Annotated in this window: 23 protein-coding genes; 7 read left to right on the plus strand and 16 right to left on the minus strand. The window is 38.8% G+C overall.

What is annotated here, in order from left to right; genetic code table 11:
* Window positions 1-38: 38 nt before the first annotated feature.
* Window positions 39-638 carry an NAD(P)H:quinone oxidoreductase gene (gene wrbA, locus H2677_RS02155; RefSeq protein WP_212639041.1) on the plus strand — a complete coding sequence of 200 codons (600 nt, stop codon included), beginning with the start codon at window positions 39-41 and terminating at the stop codon, window positions 636-638.
* Between the two features lie 41 nt (window positions 639-679).
* On the opposite strand, the gene lgt is transcribed toward wrbA, so the two are convergent.
* Complete coding sequence (gene lgt / locus H2677_RS02160; RefSeq protein ID WP_004951884.1) at window positions 680-1,492, minus strand: prolipoprotein diacylglyceryl transferase; 813 nt, start codon at window positions 1,490-1,492, stop codon at window positions 680-682.
* Between the two features lie 105 nt (window positions 1,493-1,597).
* Here lgt and H2677_RS02165 point away from each other — a divergent pair, with 105 nt between their 5' ends.
* The gene (locus tag H2677_RS02165) at window positions 1,598-2,380 is read left to right on the plus strand and encodes an NRDE family protein (RefSeq protein WP_004951887.1); all 783 of its coding nucleotides are present in this window, start codon (window positions 1,598-1,600) and stop codon (window positions 2,378-2,380) included.
* 48 nt (window positions 2,381-2,428) lie between these two features.
* On the opposite strand, the gene H2677_RS02170 is transcribed toward H2677_RS02165, so the two are convergent.
* From H2677_RS02170 to H2677_RS02225, 12 genes are all read right to left on the minus strand, one after another.
* Complete coding sequence (locus H2677_RS02170) at window positions 2,429-4,624, minus strand: PhoX family protein (protein WP_212639042.1); 2,196 nt, start codon at window positions 4,622-4,624, stop codon at window positions 2,429-2,431.
* 181 nt (window positions 4,625-4,805) lie between these two features.
* A complete protein-coding gene (gene tatC / locus H2677_RS02175; RefSeq protein WP_373868756.1) occupies window positions 4,806-5,516 on the minus strand; it encodes a twin-arginine translocase subunit TatC in 711 nt (236 codons plus the stop codon).
* A 71-nt stretch (window positions 5,517-5,587) separates the two neighbouring features.
* On the minus strand, window positions 5,588-6,031 hold the full coding sequence (gene tatB, locus H2677_RS02180; protein WP_099948062.1) for a Sec-independent protein translocase protein TatB: 444 nt from the start codon (window positions 6,029-6,031) through the stop codon (window positions 5,588-5,590).
* Window positions 6,032-6,043: 12 nt separating this feature from the next.
* Complete coding sequence (gene tatA, locus H2677_RS02185) at window positions 6,044-6,259, minus strand: Sec-independent protein translocase subunit TatA (protein WP_212639043.1); 216 nt, start codon at window positions 6,257-6,259, stop codon at window positions 6,044-6,046.
* Window positions 6,260-6,502: 243 nt separating this feature from the next.
* The gene (gene rdgB / locus H2677_RS02190; protein WP_212639044.1) at window positions 6,503-7,126 is read right to left on the minus strand and encodes an RdgB/HAM1 family non-canonical purine NTP pyrophosphatase; all 624 of its coding nucleotides are present in this window, start codon (window positions 7,124-7,126) and stop codon (window positions 6,503-6,505) included.
* 61 nt (window positions 7,127-7,187) lie between these two features.
* Entirely contained in the window at window positions 7,188-7,679 is a 492-nt protein-coding gene (locus H2677_RS02195; protein WP_212639045.1) for a hypothetical protein, read from the minus strand.
* 95 nt (window positions 7,680-7,774) lie between these two features.
* Window positions 7,775-8,362 carry a tetratricopeptide repeat protein gene (locus H2677_RS02200; protein ID WP_004951899.1) on the minus strand — a complete coding sequence of 196 codons (588 nt, stop codon included), beginning with the start codon at window positions 8,360-8,362 and terminating at the stop codon, window positions 7,775-7,777.
* Window positions 8,359-8,952 carry a methionine biosynthesis protein MetW gene (gene metW, locus H2677_RS02205; protein WP_004909236.1) on the minus strand — a complete coding sequence of 198 codons (594 nt, stop codon included), beginning with the start codon at window positions 8,950-8,952 and terminating at the stop codon, window positions 8,359-8,361. The genes H2677_RS02200 and metW overlap by 4 nt, the downstream gene beginning before the upstream one ends.
* Window positions 8,952-10,112 (minus strand): homoserine O-succinyltransferase MetX, encoded by a 1,161-nt coding sequence (gene metX / locus H2677_RS02210; RefSeq protein WP_004951903.1) that lies wholly within the window; start codon window positions 10,110-10,112, stop codon window positions 8,952-8,954. Before metX ends, metW begins: the two co-directional genes overlap by 1 nt.
* A 99-nt stretch (window positions 10,113-10,211) precedes the next feature.
* Entirely contained in the window at window positions 10,212-11,909 is a 1,698-nt protein-coding gene (leuA, locus tag H2677_RS02215) for a 2-isopropylmalate synthase (RefSeq protein ID WP_005403228.1), read from the minus strand.
* A 455-nt stretch (window positions 11,910-12,364) separates the two neighbouring features.
* The gene (locus H2677_RS02220) at window positions 12,365-13,048 is read right to left on the minus strand and encodes a Fe2+-dependent dioxygenase (protein ID WP_004678505.1); all 684 of its coding nucleotides are present in this window, start codon (window positions 13,046-13,048) and stop codon (window positions 12,365-12,367) included.
* A 97-nt stretch (window positions 13,049-13,145) separates the two neighbouring features.
* Window positions 13,146-15,404, minus strand: a complete 2,259-nt coding sequence (locus H2677_RS02225) for a TonB-dependent receptor (RefSeq protein ID WP_212639046.1) — start codon at window positions 15,402-15,404, stop codon at window positions 13,146-13,148.
* Window positions 15,405-15,788: 384 nt separating this feature from the next.
* Here H2677_RS02225 and tig point away from each other — a divergent pair, with 384 nt between their 5' ends.
* The 4 genes from tig to H2677_RS02245 all read left to right on the plus strand — a co-directional run bounded on the left by tig (window position 15,789) and on the right by H2677_RS02245 (window position 20,129).
* Entirely contained in the window at window positions 15,789-17,120 is a 1,332-nt protein-coding gene (gene tig, locus H2677_RS02230) for a trigger factor (RefSeq protein WP_212639047.1), read from the plus strand.
* A gap of 197 nt (window positions 17,121-17,317) precedes the next feature.
* Window positions 17,318-17,923, plus strand: coding sequence for an ATP-dependent Clp endopeptidase proteolytic subunit ClpP (clpP, locus tag H2677_RS02235; protein ID WP_004909225.1), 606 nt, complete (start codon window positions 17,318-17,320; stop codon window positions 17,921-17,923).
* A 27-nt stretch (window positions 17,924-17,950) separates the two neighbouring features.
* Window positions 17,951-19,261, plus strand: coding sequence for an ATP-dependent Clp protease ATP-binding subunit ClpX (gene clpX / locus H2677_RS02240; RefSeq protein ID WP_039048174.1), 1,311 nt, complete (start codon window positions 17,951-17,953; stop codon window positions 19,259-19,261).
* A 151-nt stretch (window positions 19,262-19,412) separates the two neighbouring features.
* A complete protein-coding gene (locus H2677_RS02245; RefSeq protein ID WP_212639048.1) occupies window positions 19,413-20,129 on the plus strand; it encodes a DUF2846 domain-containing protein in 717 nt (238 codons plus the stop codon).
* Between the two features lie 34 nt (window positions 20,130-20,163).
* On the opposite strand, the gene H2677_RS02250 is transcribed toward H2677_RS02245, so the two are convergent.
* The 3 genes from H2677_RS02250 to H2677_RS02260 form a co-directional block, all read right to left on the minus strand.
* A complete protein-coding gene (locus H2677_RS02250; protein WP_212639049.1) occupies window positions 20,164-20,691 on the minus strand; it encodes a DUF2059 domain-containing protein in 528 nt (175 codons plus the stop codon).
* Between the two features lie 114 nt (window positions 20,692-20,805).
* Window positions 20,806-22,332, minus strand: a complete 1,527-nt coding sequence (locus tag H2677_RS02255; RefSeq protein WP_004909213.1) for a fumarate hydratase — start codon at window positions 22,330-22,332, stop codon at window positions 20,806-20,808.
* Between the two features lie 139 nt (window positions 22,333-22,471).
* On the minus strand, window positions 22,472-23,338 hold the full coding sequence (locus H2677_RS02260; protein WP_212639050.1) for a helix-turn-helix transcriptional regulator: 867 nt from the start codon (window positions 23,336-23,338) through the stop codon (window positions 22,472-22,474).
* A gap of 182 nt (window positions 23,339-23,520) precedes the next feature.
* On the opposite strand from H2677_RS02260, the gene H2677_RS02265 reads away from it, so the two are divergent.
* Complete coding sequence (locus H2677_RS02265) at window positions 23,521-24,417, plus strand: DMT family transporter (protein WP_212639051.1); 897 nt, start codon at window positions 23,521-23,523, stop codon at window positions 24,415-24,417.
* Window positions 24,418-24,449: the final 32 nt, after the last annotated feature.

Raw genomic sequence — 24,449 nt, forward strand, 5'->3', positions numbered from 1 at the left:
GTCGTATAGTGTTCTTTTTAACAAAATACTTGAAAGCGATGCAACCTTACGTTCTTGTACTTTATTACAGTAAATATGGTTCAACCAAACAAATGGCACATTTGATTGCTGATGGTGTAGAAGCAACTGGCGTTACGGCTCGTATCAGAACAGTCCCCAATCTTGCGACTGTTGTGACTCAAGCGGAAGCAAGTATCCCTAGTGAAGGCGACATCTATTGTACTTTAGATGATTTAACCCACTGTTCTGGTTTGGCGCTTGGTTCACCAACTCGTTTTGGAAATATGGCGAGTGAAATGAAATATTTTTGGGATCAAACGACCAGCTTGTGGTTGAATGGGGCATTACATAATAAACCTGTCTGTGTATTCACCTCTTCTGGTTCGATGCATGGTGGACAGGAAAGTACATTACTAACCATGCTGCCTCCTTTGTTTCATCACGGCATGATCATTTTAGGTCTACCTAACTCAATCCCTGCATTATCAAATACCAAAACAGGTGGAACACCTTATGGGGCGAGTCATGTTAGTGGGCCGCGTCATGATCAGAGTTTAAGCCAAGATGAAAAACTCTTGTGTGAAGCTCAAGGTAAGCGTTTAGGTGAAGTGGTCAAGGCATTATCGGTTCAATTATAAGTTTTCAAAGTTAATAAAAAGGGAGCATTTGCTCCCTTTAATTATTTTTTAAGCTGCCAATCATAGATATTTTTACGGTAAGCATACCAAATCATCCAGAGTCCAATGATGATCATTGGGAAGCTGAGAATCTGTCCTTTGGTCATCCAGCCGAATAAGATAAAACCTTGGTCTGCATCGGGTTGACGGAAGAATTCCATAAAGAAACGAGCGACTCCATAACCAACCAAGAACAAAGCAGATACTGCCATGCGAGGGCGTGGTTTAGAGCTAAACCACCATAAGACGATAAATAGAATCAGACCTTCACAGATTGCTTGATAGATTTGCGATGGATGACGAACCAAACCTAAAGGGTCAGTTGGGAAAATCATACCAAATGCATAGTTCGGATCTTGAACTTGGCGACCATAAAGTTCACCACCAATAAAATTCCCGAAACGACCAAACATCAAGCCTGTCGGTACGCATGGGGCGATAAAATCTAAAGTCTCGAACCAAGTCTTTTGATATTTTTTGCACCAAAATAACATGGCAATAATGACACCAAGGAAACCACCATGGAAACTCATACCGCCTGTCCACACTTGGAATAACCAAAGTGGATTTTCCAGAAATTTCCCAAACTCATAAAATAAGACGTAACCGACGCGTCCGCCGAGCACTACACCTAATGCACCGTAGAACACAAGGTCGGAAATCATATCTCCTGTCCAGCCATCACGTTGTTTGGCACGATAGGAGGCGAGTCCCCATGCAAAAAGAAATGCCAATAGGTACATAAGTCCATACCAATGTACTTTGACAGGTCCTAAACTCAATGCAACTGGATCTATATTTGGATAGGTCAGCATTGCTGTTCCTCAATTTTGAATTTGAAATTAAGTTTTGAGCAGATTGTAGCGGAATGATCTGAAAAATGTTGTACATTCAATGTGTAAAGATGTGAGAACAAAATAATGTGTATTGTTGCTTTTGCATGGCATGTGCTTGAAGACATGCCACTTTGTTTACTTTCAAATCGAGATGAATTTTACCATCGACCGAGCGCAATGCTGCATTCATGGGAGCAGAGTTCGATCATAGCAGGCAAAGATTTGCAATCGGGTGGATCATGGATGGGGGTCACAGCTTCAGGTCGCTGGGCGATTGTGACTAATTTTCGTAATGGACGAGATCAAAATCATTACGAACCTTCACGTGGCAAACTCATTCAAGATTTTTTAGAAAGTGATTTAGCACCTATACGTTTTGCTCAACAATTGGAAGGCAAACAACAGGATTATGCAGGATTTAACCTGTTTGTCGGGGATAGAGAACAAGCTGTTTACATGAGTAATCGGGGAGAAGCACCACAGGTTTTGGCAAATGGTGTATATGTCGTTTCAAATGGGCTAATGTCAGAGGACTGGGAGAAAACGAAGCATTTGCGTAAGCGGTTTACCCAAGAATTTTTGCCGATGTTACAGCAGACTCACATTCCTCAACATGATCTAAATTATGCTGCATGGGATATTTTGGAAGATGAGCGGAAAATTATCCCAGATCTATTACCCGATACGGGGATTAGTAAAGAAATGGAAGAGTTACTTTCTTCGACTTTTATTCAAAGTCCGATATATGGCACACGATGTTCCAATTTTTTAAGAATGACAACAGACCAGTGGCAATGGATTGAAAAAACACAACAAGGTGAACAGCAAGGAAATTTCATCGAATTAACTATTCCATTAGTAAAATAAAAAAGAGCCTATCATTGTAGATAGGCTCTTTTGGGGTGATTTTAGGGTTTAGCCTGCAATCACACCACCATCTTTACGAGTGATCACAACAGTCGCTGAACGTGGACGTGCAGTTTTGTTGCTTGGGTTCGTTTGAGTTGCTGGCCAGTTACTTGAAGGAGATGCATAGTCTGCAGAGTCTTCACCTGGATGCTGAACATTAATAAAGATTGCTTTGTAATCAGGTGTCATCGCAATACCCGTGATTTCACATTCTTTAGGTCCAACAAGGAAACGACGCAAGGTTTCATCTGTTACTTTCTTACCAACTAAGGTTTCAGTACCATTTGAAGTCGTTGCTTTAGCTCCATCACCAATCTGACCTGGAAGTGCAGCTAGCATCATACAGTTCGTTACGTCAGTGTATGCGCCGTCATCTGTCTGAATCCAAAGAACACCACGAGGGTCAAACCACATACCATCTGGGCTTGAAAGATCATTATTATCTGTCAAACCTGAAAGGTTGATGTTTGCAGCCATAGATGCTTCAGCACCAAATAGATAGATATCCCATTTGAAACTTTCAGCAGTAGTTAAGTCAGCAGTTTCACGGAAACGAATAATATGACCGTTTACATTGCCTTTTTGAGTTTTTGTATTGTTATATAAGTCTTCATAACTGCGAGGGTTCGCCGCATCTGTTGGATAATTTGAACCACGGTTCGAGTTATTGGTCAATGTAACGTAGACTTCACCATTCTCTGGATTTACCGTACACCATTCTGGACGATCCATTTTTGTTGCGCCTACAGCATCAGCTGCTAAACGAGCAAAAGTCACAACATCAGCTTGTGAGCTAAATGGATAGACTGAATTACTTTGGTTCAAACCATTCTTACCAAAAGCTAATTCGATCCATTGACCCGTACCGTCATTATTGAATTTGGCAACATAAAGTTTACCTGCATTCATGTATTTATCACCAGCAGCATAGCCACCGTTGATATCTTTGGCATCCCATTTTGCATCTGAAACGAATTTGTAGATATATTCTCCACGAGAGTCGTCACCCATATAGAATGCTAATGGTTGTCCTGCGATTGCACGGCAAGCACTATCTTCATGAGCAAAACGACCTAATGAAGTACGTTTTACAGGATTTTGGCGACCATCAAACGGATCAATTTCTACCATCCAACCAAATGTATTAGGACCATTACGGTAATCTTCGGCTGCTGTAGTAGCTTTCACATCAGCTGACCAACGATCATATAAGTCTTGAGACTCGACACTGCCAACAGCAGTTTCCCAACCATAACGAGAACTTGAACCCGCTTTTAAACCATAGCGTTTAAGTGCAATAATTTCTTCTGGACGACGCAAAGTGTCATCTGTCGCACTACGAGCAAAGTAACCAATAAAGTTTTCTTCAGTCGTTAGGTATGTTCCCCAAGGTGTATAACCATTACCGCAGTTATTATGTGTACCGCGAGTTTGGCGAGCTGCTGGAGAATAGGCAGTAGCTAGAAGAGTTGAGCCTGCAGCAGCACCTGCCAAGTCCATCACTGTAGAGCCTGTAATACGACGGTTAAAAACTGAGTTTTTAACAACTTCTACTTTTTGTGAAGTTTTGTCTTTTTTGATTTCGATCACCGAAACACCGTGAGCATTCACTTCACGAATAACTTCATCCTCAGGTCGACGACCATCAACTTTCGTTGGACCTTTAGGGTGCAAGAATGTTGGATTGATATATTCATGGTTCATGACTAATAAACCACGATCTGAAACACTTTCATCAAAACGTTGTGTTGTTGAATTCATGCCGAAATAGTGCATACCATCATGACAATCACCAGAACGGAATTGAAAACTTGGACCAGAAGGAATGTTGTTATCATCCCAAGCACCATATGTCGGATTGATTGAATCCCCTAAAGCATAAAGTACAGTTGCTTCATAACCTTCAGGCACTGTTACGATGTCATTTAAATTTTTAGCAACAGGAGAGAAGTTTAATTTTTCTGGTTTTTTATTTGGATCAACAGGTGTTGGCGGTGTTCCACCGTTATTGCTCGAATTATTATCGTCGTCGTTACAGCCAGTTAATGTCGATGCTAAAGTTAATGCAACAGCACCACTCGCAGTTTTAGTGATGAGACTACGGCGGCTAATGTGCTGTTCTAAAATGTCACGGAAATGAATATTATCCGATGTGTTGTTATCCAACTCTTGATCTTCATGATATGGCGATAGCTCGGTCATGGAATTTTTCCTAAAAAATATAACAGTTGTTCTAAAAGTTTTCCCCCAATAAACTTAATGTTTAAATGTGACGAAGCCTTGACACTTGTGTGACAGCTTTGTGAAAAATCAATTAAAAATTAAAGTAATAAAATTAAAAAAACAGGCGAGAAGCCTGTTTGTAGTTATAAGAACTAAGTAATCAAGTTGTTTTTCTTTTTTCGATAATCTTGCCAAAAAATAATCCAATCTCAAACAATAACCACATCGGAACGGCTAACATGATCATAGAAATAGCATCAGGCGGTGTAACAAACATTGCTACGAAAAAACATCCAACAATGATAAATCTTCGTTTCTCAATCAGACTTTGTGTACTCACGACTCCAATCAGAATCAAAAGTAGTGTAATCACTGGAATCTCAAAGGTTAAACCAAATACGAGGAATAGCTTTAAACAGAACGCTAGATAGCTATTGATATCTGTCATTGGCGCTACAGTTTCAGGTGAAACACTGATGAAAAAATGTAAAATCGAAGGTAATGCAACAAAATATGCAAAGGCAATTCCTGCATAAAATAGAAAAATACTGCTTAGTAATAACGGAAGAGCAAGTGTCTTTTCCCGTTCATATAATGCAGGTTTAGCAAATGCCCAAATCTGATAAATAATAAAAGGCATTGCTAACATCAGTGCAACAAAAAAGTTCAGCTTAAAGGGCGCCATGAATGTTGCAGTCACATCTGTTGCGATCATTGATGAGCTAACAGGAAGCTGAGCTCGCAAAGGTTCAGAAAGTAACTGATAGGTGCGATTTGCAAATGGTAATAAACAAAAGAATAAGAGTAATAAAATTCCAACGATCTTGAATAAATGCTGACGCAAGATCATTAAATGCTTGGTAATCGGCATTTCTTCAAGTTCAATCTTTTGTTTTGATTCTTCAATCGATTGAGCAGGTAACTGAGAATGAGAGGATGTACTCATACGGCCACCTTAAATTCAGGTTGATGATCTGGTGCAGTAAAAATAGTGGTCTGAGCCTTTTGAATATTTTTTTCCACATATACAAATGAAGAATGCTCTTTCACATAGTGATAAGTAGGATAACTAATGTTATCTGTTGTTTGTTCTTGTTTACTTGGTTGAACAAACATTTCTCGTTTTTGTTGTTCGAGCTCAGACATTTGAGCTTGCATTTTTTGTTCTAGTTCAGCAATACGTTGCATTTCTTGCTGCATCTGCTCGCGTAATTCAGATAGGCGTAATTCACGATCAATATCGTTTTGCACATTACTGACAAGGCGCTTCACTTTGCCATACCATTTCCCGACAAAGCGAGCTGCTTGAGGTAATTTATCTGGTCCAAGCACAAGTAAAGCAATAATGCCGAACACCAAAAGTTCGGACATTCCAACATCTAACATATTGTTGCTCGCTTAACTTTTGATTGAGCTTTCAGTATTTTTTACTTGTGCATCAATCGTACGGGGTTCATTTAGAGATGCTGTCGCTTCGTCATCTTTCATTGATTTTTTGAAATCTTTAACTGCACCACCGACATCTTTACCTAAGTTTTTAAGCTTTGATGTACCGAAAAGTAAAATAACTACGATTGCGAAAATGAGTACGTGCCAAATTGATAAACCAGCCATAATTTTATTCCTATACAAACTTTGTATATATCTCAACAGCTTGGCATGACAAATATGTGACACTTATATTGCAATTTTGCGACAGAGGGATAAATAGCTTTAAATAGTTGAATAGGTAATTTTACTTTTTGGTTTGTAATCAAGGTTTAACACAAGGTTTTTGTTATTCTAAATTCAGCGTGTTTGATTTTTATTTTATCTAAAAGAGCTCTAGTTTTTATCAACTAGAGCACGCAGTGCGATTTATATTAAGCTAGCTTTGAAGAGCTGCATCGCTTTGCCACGATGACTGATTTTACTTTTTTCTTCTTTGCTGAGTTCAGCACTTGAACAGTTACGTTCAGCTACCCAAAAGAGGGGATCATAACCAAATCCATTTTCTCCGCGAGCAGTTTCTAAAATTTCACCTTTCCAAATACCTTGAAAGATTTGTGGTAGTGGATCCTCGGCATGGGTGACCAATGCAAGTACGCAAACAAACATGCCTTCAATCACTTCGCCATCTTTGCGGAAATGTGCGAGGTCAGCTAAAAGTTTTTGGTTGTTGGCAGCATCGTTACCATGTTCGCCAGCATATCGCGCTGAGTAAATGCCTGGTGCTCCCCCTAAGATTGGCACACATAAACCCGAGTCATCTGCAATAGCAGGTTTGCCTGAAAGTTTAGATGCATGGCGAGCTTTAATAATTGCATTTTCAACAAAGCTTAAACCATCTTCAATCGCATCTTCGATATTGAGTTTACCTTGAGGAATGATTTCGACGGGTAGATTGAGTTGTTGAAATAGATGATCAAATTCAGCAATTTTACCTTTGTTATTGCTTGCAAGCACAAGGCTGCCTTGATTAAGCCATGATGGAGTAGACATATATATTTTAGATCAGCTCAGATTGAGTGGAATTTTAGGGCTTTTTGCATAAAGAGGATAGTCAAGAATTATTACTTGATTCTTGGTGTGATGTCTCTGAACAAAAGGTTTCTAAATCAGCCAATAGTTCCTGAAAGACAGCTTCTGGTTCAGTTTGATTATATCTTTCTAATGAAGGATCAAATTGGTCATCATAATAATTTAATAAATCATACAGTTCTTCATTTTTTAATTGCTGAGCAAAACAAAAAAGTTTATAAAAAAATGGATAAAAATCACTTTGTGTTTGGGTTAAATTTACTTTTTTTGAGAGATACTCCTCTAATAATGTCTGAATCATATTTTTGGTTAGATTTAAATCAAAAATTATTTTGGATACTTGTTTAAAATAATCTTTAATCTGCTCAGGTGTTGATAGAAAGCATATTTCTAAAGCTAAATCATTCGATGAATCTTTTTCTAATGTCTCAATTGCCCACCTTTGGATTTCTTCTAGTGTTATTGTTTCCAATTCTAGTTTTGCTTTGAATATCGCCTTTTCTATATCGCTCATTGAATAAACTTAATTAAATATGAATGCTATCAATATAATAAAAAACCGACTCTTACAAGTCGGTTTTTAAAATCACTCAATAGCTCTAAGCAAGATTATTGCGCTTGAATCCATTTATCAGCACGGTCACGTGCGGTACGGATTTGCTCTTGAGTTAAGTTTGCAGCCAAAGCTGTTTTCTTACCTTCAGAAAGACTAATCACTTTAGTATCGAGCATGCCATCACGTGTTGAAAGCTCATACCACTGATACGCACCTACGTAGTTTTTCTTTTGCTCTTCCATCATGGCAAGATTGAAGCTTGCACGATTGTCGCCGTTACTTGCTGCTTTTTCGAAATATTTGCGAGCCAATACTTCATCTTTCTTTGTGCCAATGCCATCTGCATACATACGACCAACATTCAGTTGAGCCGCAGAGATACCTTGATCGGCAGCAGCCTTAAATAATGCAAAAGCTTGTTTCTCGTCTTTAGCGACATCTTTACCATATTGATAGCGTGTAGCTAGATAAAACTGCGCACCAGCTTGACCAGCTTTTGCAGCGCTTTGTAACTCGCCAATACTCATCACAGAGTATCTAGCTGCTTGTGTTGCTACTGACTGTGGTTGAGCAACATAGTCTGCATGCGCTTGAAAGCTGACTATGCCAAATAAAAACGTGCTGATTAATGTCTTTTTCATAGAGCGCTCACTCGATAAATTGCGACTTCACCAAATAGGTTCGGCATATGCTTACTCAGCACACTACCTTGTTGGTCACCATTAACGGCAAGTCGATTAATAATTTTAATTCCGTTTTCTGCACATAAGGCTTCGAAATCACGGAAAGTACATAAATGAATATTTGGGGTGTTATACCACATATAGGGTAAAGCTTCAGAAACAGGCATTTTTCCTTTCAATGCAAGAAAAGAACGAGTCTTCCAATACGCAAAGTTTGGAAAAGTAATAATTGCCTGTTTTCCGACACGCACCATATCACGAAGTAATACATCGGGCGCATCTACAGCTTGCAAAGCTTGTGCCATAACCACAGAGTCAAACGACTGGTCGGCAAAACGGCTTAAACCCAAGTTTAAATCCTGTTGGATAATATTTAACCCTCGACTGATGGCAATTGCAATCTTTTCTTGATCAATTTCTAAGCCATAAGCACGAATATTGTGCTGTTTGCTCATATGAGCCAACAGTTCGCCATCACCACAACCCAAGTCTAGTACGCTAGAATTAGGGCTAATCCATTTTTCGGCGAGTCGTTGATCTATACGCATTAGTGAAGCTCCTGCGGTGTCGATTGCAACTGTTGTTCTCCACCTAAAAATGCTCGAAGTGTTTTGACATAAAGCGGGATTGGGAATAAGAACGAGTCATGCCCTTGTTCAGCATCGATATCTAAATAGCTGACAGGTTTATGATTATCAATCAAAGCATCAACCAATTCTTGTGAGCGACTCGGGCTAAAACGCCAATCTGTAGTAAATGAAATCACCAAAAATTTGCATTTAGGCTTGCTCATTGCTTTAGTCAATGAATGTTCATACTCACGAGATGGATCAAAATAATCCAAGGCTTTGGTCATAATCAAGTAAGTATTTGCATCAAAATTGCGACTAAATTGTTCGCCTTGATAACGTAAATAACTTTCAACTTGGAATTCGACATCAAAGCCGTACATAAATTTGCCTGATTTGAGATCACGACCAAATTTCTGTTTCATCGCTTCTTCAGACAGATAAGTAATATGACCAACCATACGAGCCAAAATCAAACCGCGTTTTGGATAACTGTCATGTTCAAGATAACGACCATGATGGAAGTCTGGATCGGATAGAATTGATTGGCGAGCAACTTCATTAAAGGCAATATTTTGTGCAGAAAGTTTAGGTGCACTGGCAATGATGGCACACTTTTGTAAGCGGTCAGGATAATCCAATGACCATTGTAATGCTTGCATTCCACCTAAGGAGCCACCAATCACCGCATACCAAATATCAATACCAAGACGATCAGATAGCATGGCTTGAGTTTTTACCCAGTCACGAACTGTAACTAGTGGGAAATCAGGACCATAAGGACGGTTTTCATTTTCTGGATTTGGTGAAGTTGGTCCTGTAGAACCATTACAGCCACCGATATTATTTAAAGAAACGACAAAAAAATGATTTGTATCAATCGCTTTTCCAGGTCCAATACAACTGTCCCACCAGCCCGCCTTTTTATCATCTTCATGATGATAGCCTGCGGCATGATGATGACCTGACAATGCATGACAAATTAAAATGGCATTCGACTTATCTGCATTGAGTGTTCCATAGGTTTCAACCATTAAATCAAAACGGGGCAGAATACGCCCGCATTCAAGTTCAAGAGGTTGTTCGAACTGAAACTTTTGTGGTGTGACTAAACCCACTGAATCCGATGGAAAAGACACTGGAATAATTCGCCTGTATAAATCTTTTATCAATAATGAAAAGGATACCAATTCAGGTATCCTTTCAAAAGCCATTTTTTCTGTTATTACAACATAAGCTTAGACTGCGGCAGCAACCACTTGATCAGTTGTTAATACACCTTGTTCGATCAAACGGTTTGTACATGCAATAATCGCATCGATTGAAGAGGTTACGATGTTGTCGTGTACACCTGCACCAAATGCACTCTTACCTGTACCTTTGACTTGAAGTTCAATCAATGCAAGGGCTTTGGCATTTGCACCTGAACTAATACTACGTTCTTCATAGTTCACAACGTCAATCGGCAACTGTAAAGCATTTAACATTGCTGAGATTGGACCGTTACCTTCACCACGTAGGCGTTGAATTTCACCTTCAATTTCAATATCTAACTCAATGATTTGTGTGCCATTGATGTCTGATAATTGATAATGTTTAGTTTGGTAGTGATGGTTTTTGATATCGACATAAGTTTTCTCAAACAATGTCCAGATCTCGTGTGCACTGATTTCAGTACCATTCTCATCAGTATGTTGTTGAACAATTTGACTAAATTCAATCTGAACACGACGTGGCAATGCAACGTTATAGTTTGATTCTAATAAGTAAGCGATACCACCTTTACCTGATTGACTATTTACACGAATAACAGCGTCATAGTCACGACCTAAATCTTTAGGATCGATTGGTAAATAAGGCATATCCCAAATTTCTTCGTTTTTCTGGAACTCAAAGCCTTTTTTGATCGCATCTTGGTGAGAACCAGAGAAAGCTGTGAAGACTAAATCACCTGCATATGGATGACGAGGGTGAACAGGTAAGCCTGTACATTCTTCAACAGTTGCAATGATTTCGTTGATGTTCGAGAAATCTAAATTTGGTGCAACACCTTGGGTATACATGTTCAAGGCAATTGCTGCAACATCGACATTACCCGTACGTTCGCCATTTCCAAACACACAACCCTCAACACGGTCAGCACCTGCCATAATGGCTAATTCAGATGCAGCAATACCACAACCACGGTCATTGTGACAGTGAACTGAGATAATTACGCCATCACGACGTTGCAAGTTACGGTGCATCCACTCAATTTGATCTGCATAAACATTTGGTGTTGAAACTTCAACTGTTGCAGGCAAGTTCAAAATCACTTTATTGGTTGGAGATGCTTCCCAAATTTCAGTAACCGCATCACAAACATCCTTGGCAACTTCTAATTCTGTTGCTGAGAAACATTCAGGGCTATATTGGAAAATCCATTCTGTTTCAGGATATTGTGCTGCATATTCTTTCACTTTATTCGCAGCATTAATCGCAAGTTGTTTAGCACCATTTACGTCTACATTCAAAACTTTTTGACGGAAAGTCGGAGAGTTCGAGTTATAGATATGCACAATTGCACGTTTAGCACCAATCAATGACTCGAAAGTACGCTCAATCAAATGATCACGAGCTTGAACCAAGACTTCGATATAAACATCATCAGGAATCAAATTTTCTTCGATTAACATACGGGTAAAATCGAAATCAATTTGAGATGCAGATGGGAAACCAATTTCAATATGTTTAAAGCCGATTTTGACTAACATTTTGAACATCTTTAATTTTTGATCCATATTCATTGGTTCAAAAATCGCTTGGTTACCATCACGAAGGTCGGTACTCATCCAAATCGGTGCTTGGTTGATTTCGTTATTCGGCCATTGACGATCTGGTAAATCCACTCGTTGATACATACGGCGGTATTTTTTGCTTGGGTCAGCCAACATCATGAGGTAACTCCTTGTCATAGCAGGGGTCGCGGATTTTTATAAATGCAACGTACTATAAATATATATGGTGTCTATACGAATAAATTAAAAGAGAATATTTGGATCGAATGCCTTCAAACTTAGGCAATAAAATTTATACGCGCGCGAGGCGCAGCATCAGGAGAGCAGCAAGATGGTTTATATTCGACGGATGGGTAAAGCCGTAATTTATTTTCATCATCAACCATTCAAAATTATGATTCGGTTTTGCAGCTATATTAATCATCTAATAAAAATCAGTCTAGGTGAAAATAAGCTGGCTGCAAAGGTCTATAACAGCATTCTAGCTCTTAATTGTGGAAAATGTTTTCCTGTTTTTTGCAAGAATTGATAGTTGAGTGGGATATTTTTTCTAAATAAGTCTATTTTTTAATAAAAATTATAGAATTTATTCAGCATGGCGAAAAATGAAGTGGTCAGAGTTCTGACCACATACGAATGAGATTGTGATAAATATTGGTGAGTTTCATTACTTCTGGATATGCATCACCATGATCTATGCGAAGTTGACGAATACTTTCATCCAAATTAAAGAGCATATGACGCTTTTGATCATCTCTAATCAAACTTTGTACCCAAAAAAATGAAGCAAATCGGGTACCACGCGTAATACTACTGACTTCATGCAAGCTTGTTGAAGGGTAGAGTACGACATCACCTGCTGGTAATTTCACTTCATGGTAGCCATAAGTATCCTCAATAACGAGATCACCACCATCATATTCTTCAGGTTCACTCAAAAATAAAGTACACGATAAATCTGTGCGAAGTTGTTGATGAGTCCCTCTCACTAAACGAATTGAATTATCGACATGAAAACCAAAACTTTCGTGTTCATCGTAGCGATTAAACAAAGGTGGAATCATTTGCTTGGGGAGTGCAGCTGCTTGGAAAGTTGGATTTTTCCAAATTGCATCCATCACAAGTGCACTAAGTTGGTGGGTTAAAGGGTCACTCTCTGAAAGTTGTTGATTACGTTTTACGGATGCTGAGAGTGTGCCTGCTGTAATTTTTCCACCGACCCAATCTGCTGCTTCCATTAATTTACGGAATTCGGCGACTTGTTCTTTTGTCAAAACATTCGGAATGTGATGGATCACTGAGCATATCCCTTTCAATTGATTATTATAAAAAATAGCCTCATAGAGAGGCTATTTTAGATGAGTTTAAGTAAATACCCTAATTTTTTTAAGGGATTTAGTACTTAAAGTTGATCGCAAGAACTGCGTTGCGGCCATCACCTTCGTTTGCATAGTGTGAAGCATGAGCACTTGTAAAATAACGCTTATCTGAAATGTTATTTACATTCAACTGTAAGTTTACATTCTTGTTTACATCATACTTTGCCATCGCATTGTAGATAGTAAACGTTGGTAAAATTTTCGTTGAAGTGGTGGCTGTGTTTGGATTGGTATTCGCAAAAACTTGATCGCGATATTGAACGCCTGCACCAAGTGTTAATTTTGGAAGTACTTGGTATGTACTCCACAAGTTAGCACTCTGTTTAGCAACGAATGGAAGAGGGCGACCTTCTTGAGCAACTAAGTTATAAGCTGCTTTGGTTAATTCACTATCTAAGTAGCTATAGCCAAGTGCCATTTCCCATTTATCAGTAATGTGACCTGTCAAAGCAAGTTCAAAACCATCAACTTTACTTTCACCAGCATTAGTTACTGTATTCGCATCTATATTAATACGTGTATTTTGCTTCTCAGTACGGAAGATTGCAGCTGTCGCATTGGCACGATTGTTCCAAAGGCTCCATTTTGTTCCGATCTCAAATGTACGAGCCTTTTCAGGTTCTAAATCTTTATTTGAAGCACTAAGTGAATCAAGATCAGGATCGATACCTACAGGGTTGGCAGCAGTTGCGAAACTTGCATAGATACTACCATGCTCTGTTGGGCGGAATACTACACCTGCTTGATAAGAGAAGTAGTCTGTATCATTTGAATACACAGTACCTGCTGGCGTTGTCACACCACGAGCTGTTACATCTTTGTTATATTTTAATTCAGTATCAAATTGATCCCAACGCACGCCAAGATTTAATAACCAATATTTGTTGAATTCAATACTGTCTAATGCATATACAGATACTGTTTCATTGGTCATTGTAGTCTGTTTAGTATTTGGTGTGAGTGTGCCTAACCATGGATCATTCGCGTTTGGATTATTTAAATCCGTGCACCAGCCATTGTTATCATTACATTTATCATTCAAACCAGCAGTCGTTGTACCTGTATATCCAGGATAACTAATATTGTAGTTACCGCGATTAGTTTCTTCGCGATTATATTCAGCACCAACATTGAAGCTATGTGCTATTGCTCCAGTTTTGAATTTCCCAGCTAAAGAAAGTTGGTCGGTAAATGCATCGGTGTCACGAATGGTTTGTGTTGCACGACGGTAGACTTTACCTTTGTAGATATTGCTTTTTGAATCATCTGGATTTGTATACATATAGCTTGCTTTAGAATGGCTATATGTTGCAGTGTTTGAAACTGTTAAGTCATCATTAAAATCATGTTCAAGCTTCAATGAGCCAATGTGGTTTTCACGCTTATCAAAATCACGATCCTTCCAGCCATAGTAAGAACCTTGTTTTACATTTGCTGGGCGACCATCAGCTTTGATCGAGCCTGGAGGTGGATTGTTAGGGTTGTTAAATGGAATGCCTGAATCTGGCTCATCATTACTTTTGATAAAGTAGTAACTTAAGGTCGCACGATTTTCAGTTCCTAAACCGAAAGCTAGGCTAGGTGCAATACCAACACGAGCGTATTCTGCACCATTGTGCTGTCCTGGTTTCTCATTTTCATGACCCATCGCAATAACACGACCCGCGATTCCATTACCAAAGTCTTTGTTTGCGTCAAGTACGATATGCTTATAGTTATCTGTGCCGCCTGCAACACTTCCTTGATATTCATCACCTTCATGCGCAACTTTTGGAATCATGTTGATACTGCCACCAACACCACTTCCGCCAGTTAAAGCAGAGCTTGAGCCTTTAGTTACTTCGACTTGTTCAATCGCAAACATATCACGTGTTTGAGTTGTTGAGTTGCGCACACCATCTACATAGATCGCGCTTTGTCCGTTATAACCACGAATATAAGGAATATCTGTATACGGAATGCCGCCTTCACCAGCACCTAGTGTGATACCAGGCTCATTACGAAGAGCTTCTAATAAAGTATTTGAATTTGTTTCTTTCAATAACTTTTGAGATAAGACAGACACTGTCTTTGGTGTGTCTTTTAATGGCGCAACATATTTCTTGTTTGCAGATACATCAACTTTTAATTGTTCAGCAGTTGCTTCTGCATGAATCGTTGGGAGTTGAACCACATTTTCTTTATCTTGCGCGATTGCTGCAGTTGCAATCATAGAAAGAGATGATGCAATCGCAGATGAAACAAACTTCTTACGTGTTCTGATAAAAGAAGACATATCGTATCCATGTAAACCTTAAAATTCATGCAAATAATAATTATTCTTATTATTATATGCAATTTTTCTCGATTGGATTTAACGATGCTTAGATCATATAAATTTGGAAAAAGAAATAGAATAGTGTAGCGAAATGTAAGATTGTGTTGTAATTGATCGGGTGAAAATTAAGCATATTGATCTAATAGAATTCTTCATGAAATTACCCAAGAACAACCGAGTTTATTCATAAACTATGAAAAATAATAAATCGTGGATGACTTGCTGATATGTTCAGATCAACTTTTACTGCTAGAATGCTTGTCGAATTTTGTATATCAGCAAAGTTGTCATATAATGTGGCACTTTAAAAATTGTTACTACTAACTATATATCGAGGAAGCCATGCAAGTAACGACTGAAGCGGTTTCGGGCGTTGCCCGTCGTTTAAATGTTTCTGTACCGACGAGCCGTGTTAACGAGCAATTTGAAGCTCGCTTAAAACGCACTGCCAAAACTGTGAAGATCAACGGCTTCCGTCCAGGTAAAGTGCCTTTAAATGTTGTTCGCCGTGAATATGGTGCGAGCATCTATCAAGAAGTTGTGAATGACCTTATTCGCGATACAGTATTCGAAGCAATTCAACAAGAAAAAATCAATGCTGTAGGCATGCCGAACATTGAAAAAGTTGAAAACAAAGATGACGCTTTAGTTTATGAAGCGACTGTAGAAGTGTATCCAGAAGTAGAAGTTAAATCTTTTGCTGACTTAGAGATTGATCGTAAATCATCTGAAATCAACGATGCAGACGTTGATGTAATGATTGAAAACTTACAAAAGCAACGTGCTTCTTGGACTGAAACCAAAGGCATGGCGAAAAAAGACATGCAAGTGACTTTCGATTTCGAAGGTACTGTTGATGGTGAGAAGTTTGAAGGCGGTGCAGCTGAAGACTTTAAACTTGTTCTTGGTTCAGGTCGTATGATTCCTGGCTTTGAAGACGGTATCGTTGGCATGAAGAAAGGCGAAGAGAAAGTTATTGATGTAACTTTCCCTGAAGACTACCAAGCTGAAAACTTAGCAGGTAAAGCAGCTCAGTTTAAAATCACTGTGAAACTTGTTGAAAAACAAAAGCTTCCAGAGATTGATGCTGAATTCTTAAAAATCTTTGGTTTAACTGAAGAAGAAGGCTTAGACAAGTTAAAAGCTGACGTTCGTAAAAACATGGAACGTGAAGTTCGTAACGGTCTTCGCAACCAAGTTAAACAAGCTGCGTTTGATGCGCTTGTAGCTGCGAATGAAATCGAAGTTCCAGCATCAATGGTTGCTCAAGAAATTGATCGTCAACGTCAACAAATGATCCAACAGTTCACTCAACAGTTTGGTGCTCAAGGTGCAGGCGCATTTGACAGTAGCATGCTTCCAGACGAATTGTTCAAAGAACAAGCTGAAAAATCAGTGAAGCTTGGTGTATTGGTAAGCAAAGTATTAGCTGACGCTAAGCTTGAAGTTGACCAAGCACGTGTTGATGCTTATATCAATGACATGGCTTCTTCTTATGAAGATCCAACAGAAGTTATTGAATACTTCAAAAATGACAAACAACAACGTGCTCAAATCGAAGCAGTTGTGTTAGAAGACCAAGTTGTTGATCACATCTTGGCTGCTGCTAAAGTAAATGATGTGGCTGTAAGTTACGAAGACTTATTAAAAGAACAACAAGCTCGCCGTGGCTAATCTTTTAAAAGTTGAAAAGAAAGGCGCGTAATGCGCCTTTTTTTATATGTGTTATGAATGTGTTAATTTGTCTAAAAAATGCCAGATTTTAGTCTAAATATTCGAATATTTCAGATTGAACCTTTTGCAATTTCAGCGATTATCCCTCATATTGTTGGCATAGATCGAGTCACAATAATTTAGGAATAAGTAAACATATGTATGTTCCAACAATTGAAAATGCTTTAGTTCCTGTTGTCGTTGAACAATCATCTCGTGGTGAGCGTTCTTTTGATATTTACTCACGTTTGTTACGTGAGCGTGTTATTTTCTTGACAGGTGAAGTTGAAGATAACATGGCGAATTTAATCGTCGCGCAGATGTTATTTTTAGAAGCAGAAAACCCAGAAAAAGATATTCACCTTTATATTAACTCTCCAGGTGGTTCAGTAACGGCAGGTATGGCAATTTACGATACCATGCAGTTTATTAAGCCCGATGTTGTGACATACTGTATGGGGCAAGCTGCCTCTATGGGTGCATTCCTTTTGAATGCTGGTGCAAAAGGTAAACGTTATTGCTTGGAAAATGCACGTGTGATGATCCATCAACCATTAGGTGGTTTCCGTGGACAAGCATCTGATATTGAAATCCATGCACGTGAGATTTTGTTTATTAAAGAGCGTTTAAATCGTTTAATGGCGCAACATAGCGGACAGGATTACGAGACAGTTGCTCGTGATACTGATCGTGATAATTTCATGACGGCTGAAGCTGCAAAACAGTATGGTTTGGTTGATCAAGTCCTTAGTAAGCGTCCGTAATTTTTAAGATTCAAGATTGGAGTAAATATGTCCGAACATCCTCAAGGACAAAAACATTGTTCATTTTGCGGTAAAACGCAGTCTGAAGTCGGGAAACTGATTGCAGGTGAGGACGCATATATTTGTAATGAATGTGTAGATGTCTGCTTAGACTTAGTTCAAACAAGTCAACAGGTTGAAGCGGGTGATTGGGCAACCAAAGCACTGCCAAAGCCACATGAAATACGTGCAGCGCTTGATCAATATGTCATTGGGCAGGATCTTGCGAAGAAAACGTTATCTGTTGCGGTGTATAACCACTATAAGCGTTTGAAAGTTGGGCAAACACATCATGCACATCAAGACATCGAAATTGCTAAGAGTAATATTTTATTAATTGGACCAACAGGTTCTGGTAAGACTTTACTTGCTCAAACACTTGCACGTTTACTTGATGTCCCTTTTGCTATGGCGGATGCGACAACACTTACCGAAGCGGGTTACGTGGGTGAAGATGTTGAAAATATCGTGCAAAAATTGCTGCAAAAGGCAGATTATGATGTAGAGAAAGCTCAAAAAGGCATTATCTATATTGATGAAATCGACAAGATCACGCGTAAGTCTGAGAATCCATCGATTACTCGCGATGTTTCGGGTGAGGGTGTACAACAAGCATTATTAAAAATGATTGAAGGTACAGTGGCTTCGATTCCTCCACAAGGAGGGCGTAAGCATCCTCAACAAGAGTTTATCCAAATCGATACTTCAAATATATTATTTATTTGCGGTGGCGCATTCTCAGGTTTGGAAAAAATTGTACAGCAACGTCAGGAAAAAGGCGGTATCGGTTTCACAGCTGATGTGAAAAATAAAGATGACAGTAAAAAAGTCTCTGAGTTATTCCGTCAAGTTGAAGCAACAGATTTGGTGAAATTTGGTTTAATTCCTGAATTTATCGGTCGTTTGCCAGTGATTGCAACGCTTGATGAGTTGGATGAAGAAGCATTGATGCAGATTTTGACTGAACCAAAAAATGCATTAACTCGCCAATATCAGTATTTATTCACGATGGAAGATGTTGACCTTGTATTTGATGAGTCTGCATTACGAGCAGTGGCGAAGAAAGCCCTTGAGCGTAATACTGGCGCACGTGGTCTACGTTCTATCTTGGAAAATGTACTACTTGAAACAATGTATGATTTACCAAGTCGCAAAGATGTCGGCACGGTTATTGTTGATGAGGCTGTGATTAATGGAACAGCTAAACCGACATATAAGCCAGAGCGTTTACCACAAACGACAGCGGCTGAATTGATTGAGAAGAAAGATTTGAAAGTTGTAGATTCAAAATCTGCTTAATTCACATTCATCTAAAAAAGCATGAAAGGCTTAGCTTTTCATGCTTTTTTTATTTGCAATTGAACGGTGAGGTGTTAATCTTAAAAATTGAATAATCCGCATAGTTTTGCGCTGTTAAAAATAAATCCAAGAAAACGCCTTGAGGGATGTCATGCGTTATTTAATATTGTCATTATGTTGTGTAGGGATTTTGGCGGGCTGTCAAAGCCATAAAGCAGTTGAAGAAAATCCAGCCGTCTTAACAGCAACTTTACCTCCTGTCGATACAGATAAGAAACCAGGTTTATTTGATCAATATCATGTAGGGGGGTTTACTGTCGGTGGATGGGTAAACCAAAAACTAGGTCAATATTACGCTCCTATCAAGCCACAAAATGAGCAAGCCGCGGTAGTCTATTTATATCGTCCAGATACTCGCTGGAATCGTCAAGAAATTGCTGCTGCTAATCTATTTATCAATGGTCATCGCATTCCAAGTTTATTACATAATCATTATTATTGGTTGGAATTACCAGCTGGAACTTATCGCTTAAGTGTAAGTCGTCCTCTAGCAGGTTTGCATTTTCAAAAACCGAAATATTTAGATTTTACAGTTGATGCAGCTCAAACTTATTTCATCAAATATGATGAAGAGAATAAGTTACCAAGAAGTGAACCAACAGGTCCATTTATGTCCATGCCAGAGAAAGTGGCACGTCAAGAAATTGCATTTACTCGCTTAAAATCATCTAGTTATAATTTTTTTGCGCAAGATGCTTCAGGTAAAGTTCGTTCTAAGCCTCAGGAGTTAAAACCTGCTAAATATGATCAAAAGTCAGAGGTTCACTTGGTTAAACCATTTAAACTTTGGAACCCTTTGACTTGGTAATTTGATATAAGAAAAGAAAGAGCTATGCTCTTTCTTACTTCTCTACGAGAGGTTCAATGATTTTATTGATTTTCTCTTGAAATTGCTCTAGTTGCATATAATTCATCCATTCTTGACGATTCATAAGGTTTAGATATTTGAGTACTTGTGGATTTACTTTGCTTAACTTTTTGTGAATATTAAAGCCTTCAGGCGTTTTGAGAAAATGTATATAAAATAATATTTCTTCTTGAGTTAGATTTTGTGCATAAATATTTTCAATTTGCTCCATTGTTGCTGGACTTTGAAAAAATTGCTCAGTTGTGTTTCTGAATACTTGTCCAATCTGGACTACGGCTAAATGTTCCTCAACGGTAGAAAGTTTTTCTTTATTTAATTGCTTTAGTAATAATCTTTCGGCATTACGATCAATAGAAGGTTGTAACTCGTTTAATTCTATTTGAATTGTATTCTTGATATTAAGAAGTTGTAATAATTCTTTCACAGATTCCATTTTTGCTGGCGATGCCATACTAGACTGAAAAACTAGTATAAGAATTAATCCTAAAATTATTTTACTCATATAAATAAACATAATGAATTTACTTACTTTGAAATTTATGGTGCAAATTTAGCAGATTGATCGTCCAAAAAAATAGCCGAATGCAGTGATTCGGCTATTTTTTTGATGAGCGGATTATTGTGCCGCAGCATCTACAACTGGAATCTTACCAATTTTTGCTTGCCAGATTTTTGGAGCAGTTGCGTGGATAGACGTACCATTCACATCAACGGCAACAGAAACAGGCATATCTTCAACCACAAACTTGTAGATTGCTTCCATACCTAGGTCAGCAAATGCAACAACTTCAGCTTCACGTACAGCTTTAGAAACGAGGTAAGCAGCGCCACCCACAGCCATTAAGTAAGTTGCTTTATTGTCTTTGATTGCTTCAACAGCCGCTGGACCACGATCAGCTTTACCGATCATGCCGAACAAGCCAGTTGCTTCTAAGACTTGACGCGTAAATTTATCCATACGCGTTGCAGTTGTAGGACCAGCAGGACCAACGACTTCATCACGAACAGGATCAACAGGACCAACGTAGTAAATGAATTTACCTTTTAAGTCGACTGGAAGTTCTTCACCATTATTTAACATGTCGACCATGCGCTTATGTGCAGCATCACGACCTGTATAAATTGTACCGTTAAGAAGTAATGTATCGCCTGGTTTCCAAGAGTTCATTTCTTCTTGTGTAATGGTATCAAGATTCACACGTTTTGATTGAGATGAATCCCAAGTTACAGCAGGGTAGTCTTCAAGTTTAGGTGCTTGGATGTGTGCTACACCTGTACCATCTAACTGGAAGTGTGCGTGGCGTGTGGCAGCACAGTTCGGAATCATACCAACTGGTTTACCCGCAGCGTGACATGGGTAATCCTTGATTTTAATATCAAGAACAGTCGTCAAACCACCAAGACCTTGAGCACCAATACCCAGTGCATTTACTTTTTCGAAGATCTCAATACGGAGTTCTTCCATCTTGCTTTGTGGGCCACGACGAAGTAATTCGTCCATGTTGATTTCTTCCATGAGTGCTTCTTTTGCAAGCATCATGGCTTTTTCAGCAGTACCACCGATACCAATACCAAGCATACCTGGTGGACACCAGCCTGCACCCATCGTTGGTACAGTTTTAAGTACCCAATCTACGATTGAATCAGATGGGTTTAGCATCGCAAGTTTAGATTTATTTTCTGAACCGCCACCTTTAGCCGCAACGGTAATATCAACTTTATTACCAGGTACGAGTTTGTAGTGGATGACAGCAGGTGTATTGTCTTTGGTGTTTTTACGACCAAAAGCTGGATCAGCAAGCACTGAAGCACGAAGTACGTTTGAGTTTTCTAAGTAACCTTGGCGTACACCTTCGTTCACTGCATCGTCTAAGCTCATGGTCAAATCAAATTTAACATCTAAGCCGACTTCAAGGAAAACGTTGACGATCCCTGTATCTTGACAGATTGGTCGATGACCTTCAGCACACATACGTGAGTTGATGAGGATTTGAGCAATTGCATCTTTTGCAGCTTTGTTTTCTTCACGATCATAAGCACGGCTCATCGCTTGGATGAAGTCTTGAGGGTGATAGTAAGAAATAAACTGGAGGGCATCCTTGATTGATGTAATCAAGTCATCTTGTTTGATGATCGTTGTCATATCAAAATTCTCTTGAGCGGGCGATAAGCTGGCGGGCTAAATTATATGACAAAAAGCTTGGATTGTGGGAGTTTTAAACGACTTTTGGCTAAAGGTCTATATACAAAAGTAGATTTTAAAATATGTGAAACTTCAAAGATTAGCTTAGTTTTTTTCGCATCTGTGAAGGTGCATATCCAAAATGTTTTTTAAAACGATGGCTAAAATGACTGCTCGAGCTAAAGCCATATCGCATTGAAATTTCAGTTAAATTTAATTTGGTTACATGTAGAGCTTGGTGGGCTAACTCAAGTCGACGTTGCATGACGTATTGGTGTGGTGGCATTTTCATGGATTGTTTGAACATATGCGCAAAATGATATTCACTTAATTGCGCTTGTTCGGCTAAATCCGTGAGCGTCAAACTTAAATGCAAATGTTGATCAATCCATTGCAAAACTTGTTTGAGCACATATGGTGAAAGCCCACCTTTTACGACAGGTGCTTGCCAGTGTGCATGACTATAATTCTTGATGAGATGATTAAGCAATAGCGTAGTTGCTGTACTCATCTGTAAATGATTTTCGCGGTTTTCCCATTCAGCATTGAGTAAAAAATGCCGATAGATCATTGAGATTTGGGGATCGGCGACGAAGATTTGTGGATTTAAAATAATTTGGCTAGGTTCTTTATCCCAAACTTGTTCTGCTACACGTTTTAGATGTTGTTCTGTGTAGTAAAGATGAACAAAAGTTAGCGGATCACGCAAGTCCCATGTCGACTCATAATCTTGGGGCATGAGGCATATACGGTCAGGCCCACCGCCATTGTGCCAACCTTGAGGTGTCTTTTGATAACTTTGATAACCACCGTGAATATACATACTTAAAGTATGGTGATTGCTACAGACATTGACGCGATCTTGATTATTTTCCCACATGGCCAATTGCATACCTGAACCCAATTCAACTGAGTCAAGCAATTGAGCTTTGTGTTGCTGTAATTGATCTAGAATCTGATATTTCATCTTCTATACAAAGTGTTAAGTATGATTGTATTAAGTGTAGGACGTTCAGCCTTAGTTGTCATCTGAATATAACGAACATTAAAAAACGCAAGTAAATGACAATCATCACAAGAAAATGAAAGAAATGAAATGCTGCAAAGATGCAAACTTTACAGTGTGGTATTAAGTTTGGTTAAAAAGCTATGAATGCATTGTTATATGCTTTGGTTGTGGTGATCTGGGGGACGACATGGATTGCAATTACACTGCAACAGCAAAGTGAAATATCGACCACAGTTGCGGTGTTTTGGCGATTTTTTATTTCAGCAATTGTCTTGTTCGCTTTTGTTGTGATGAGTCGCAAGTTGCAAAAACTGGCAACTCACGATCATTTATTTTGCATGTTGCAGGCATGCTGTATTTTTGGATTTAACTTTGTCTGTTTCTATTATGCGGTGCAATACATTAGTAGTGGCTTGGAAGCTGTGATCTTTTCGATGGCTGTGATTTTCAACACGATCAACGCCAAACTATTTTTTGCTCAGCAAATATCGTCACGTTTTTATCCTGCTGCATTATTTGGTATGTTTGGGATCATCGCTTTGTTTTGGCACGATGTCGTGGGTACAACCTTGAATAGCAATACCTTGATTGGTATTGGACTGTGTATTTTAGGGACTTATGGTTTTTCTCTAGGCAACATGATTAGTACGCGCCATCAAAAGCATGGATTGGATATTTTTACGACTAATGCTTATGCCATGTTGTATGGTTCTATGCTAATGGCTTTAATTTCATGGTTTAAGCATGACAACTTTTTTCCGAGCATGTCAGGGAGTTCGGTTAGCGCATTGCTGTATTTAGCGATTTTTGGTTCAGTGATTGGCTTTACGGCTTACTTTTATTTGGTTGGTCGAATTGGAGCGGGGAAAGCTGCATATAGCACCTTGTTATTTCCTTTGGTGGCGTTGGTTATATCGACTATATGGGAAGGTTATCACTGGCAGTTAAATGCTGTGATTGGTGTGATTCTCATTTTATGTGGTAATGCGATTTTCTTTATCAAAGTGCCACGATTCAGAGCAATTAAAACTTCATAACCAAGAACATAAAAAAGCCATCAACTTTGATC

It is taken from the genome of Acinetobacter junii (assembly GCF_018336855.1).
Lineage (GTDB): Bacteria > Pseudomonadota > Gammaproteobacteria > Pseudomonadales > Moraxellaceae > Acinetobacter > Acinetobacter junii.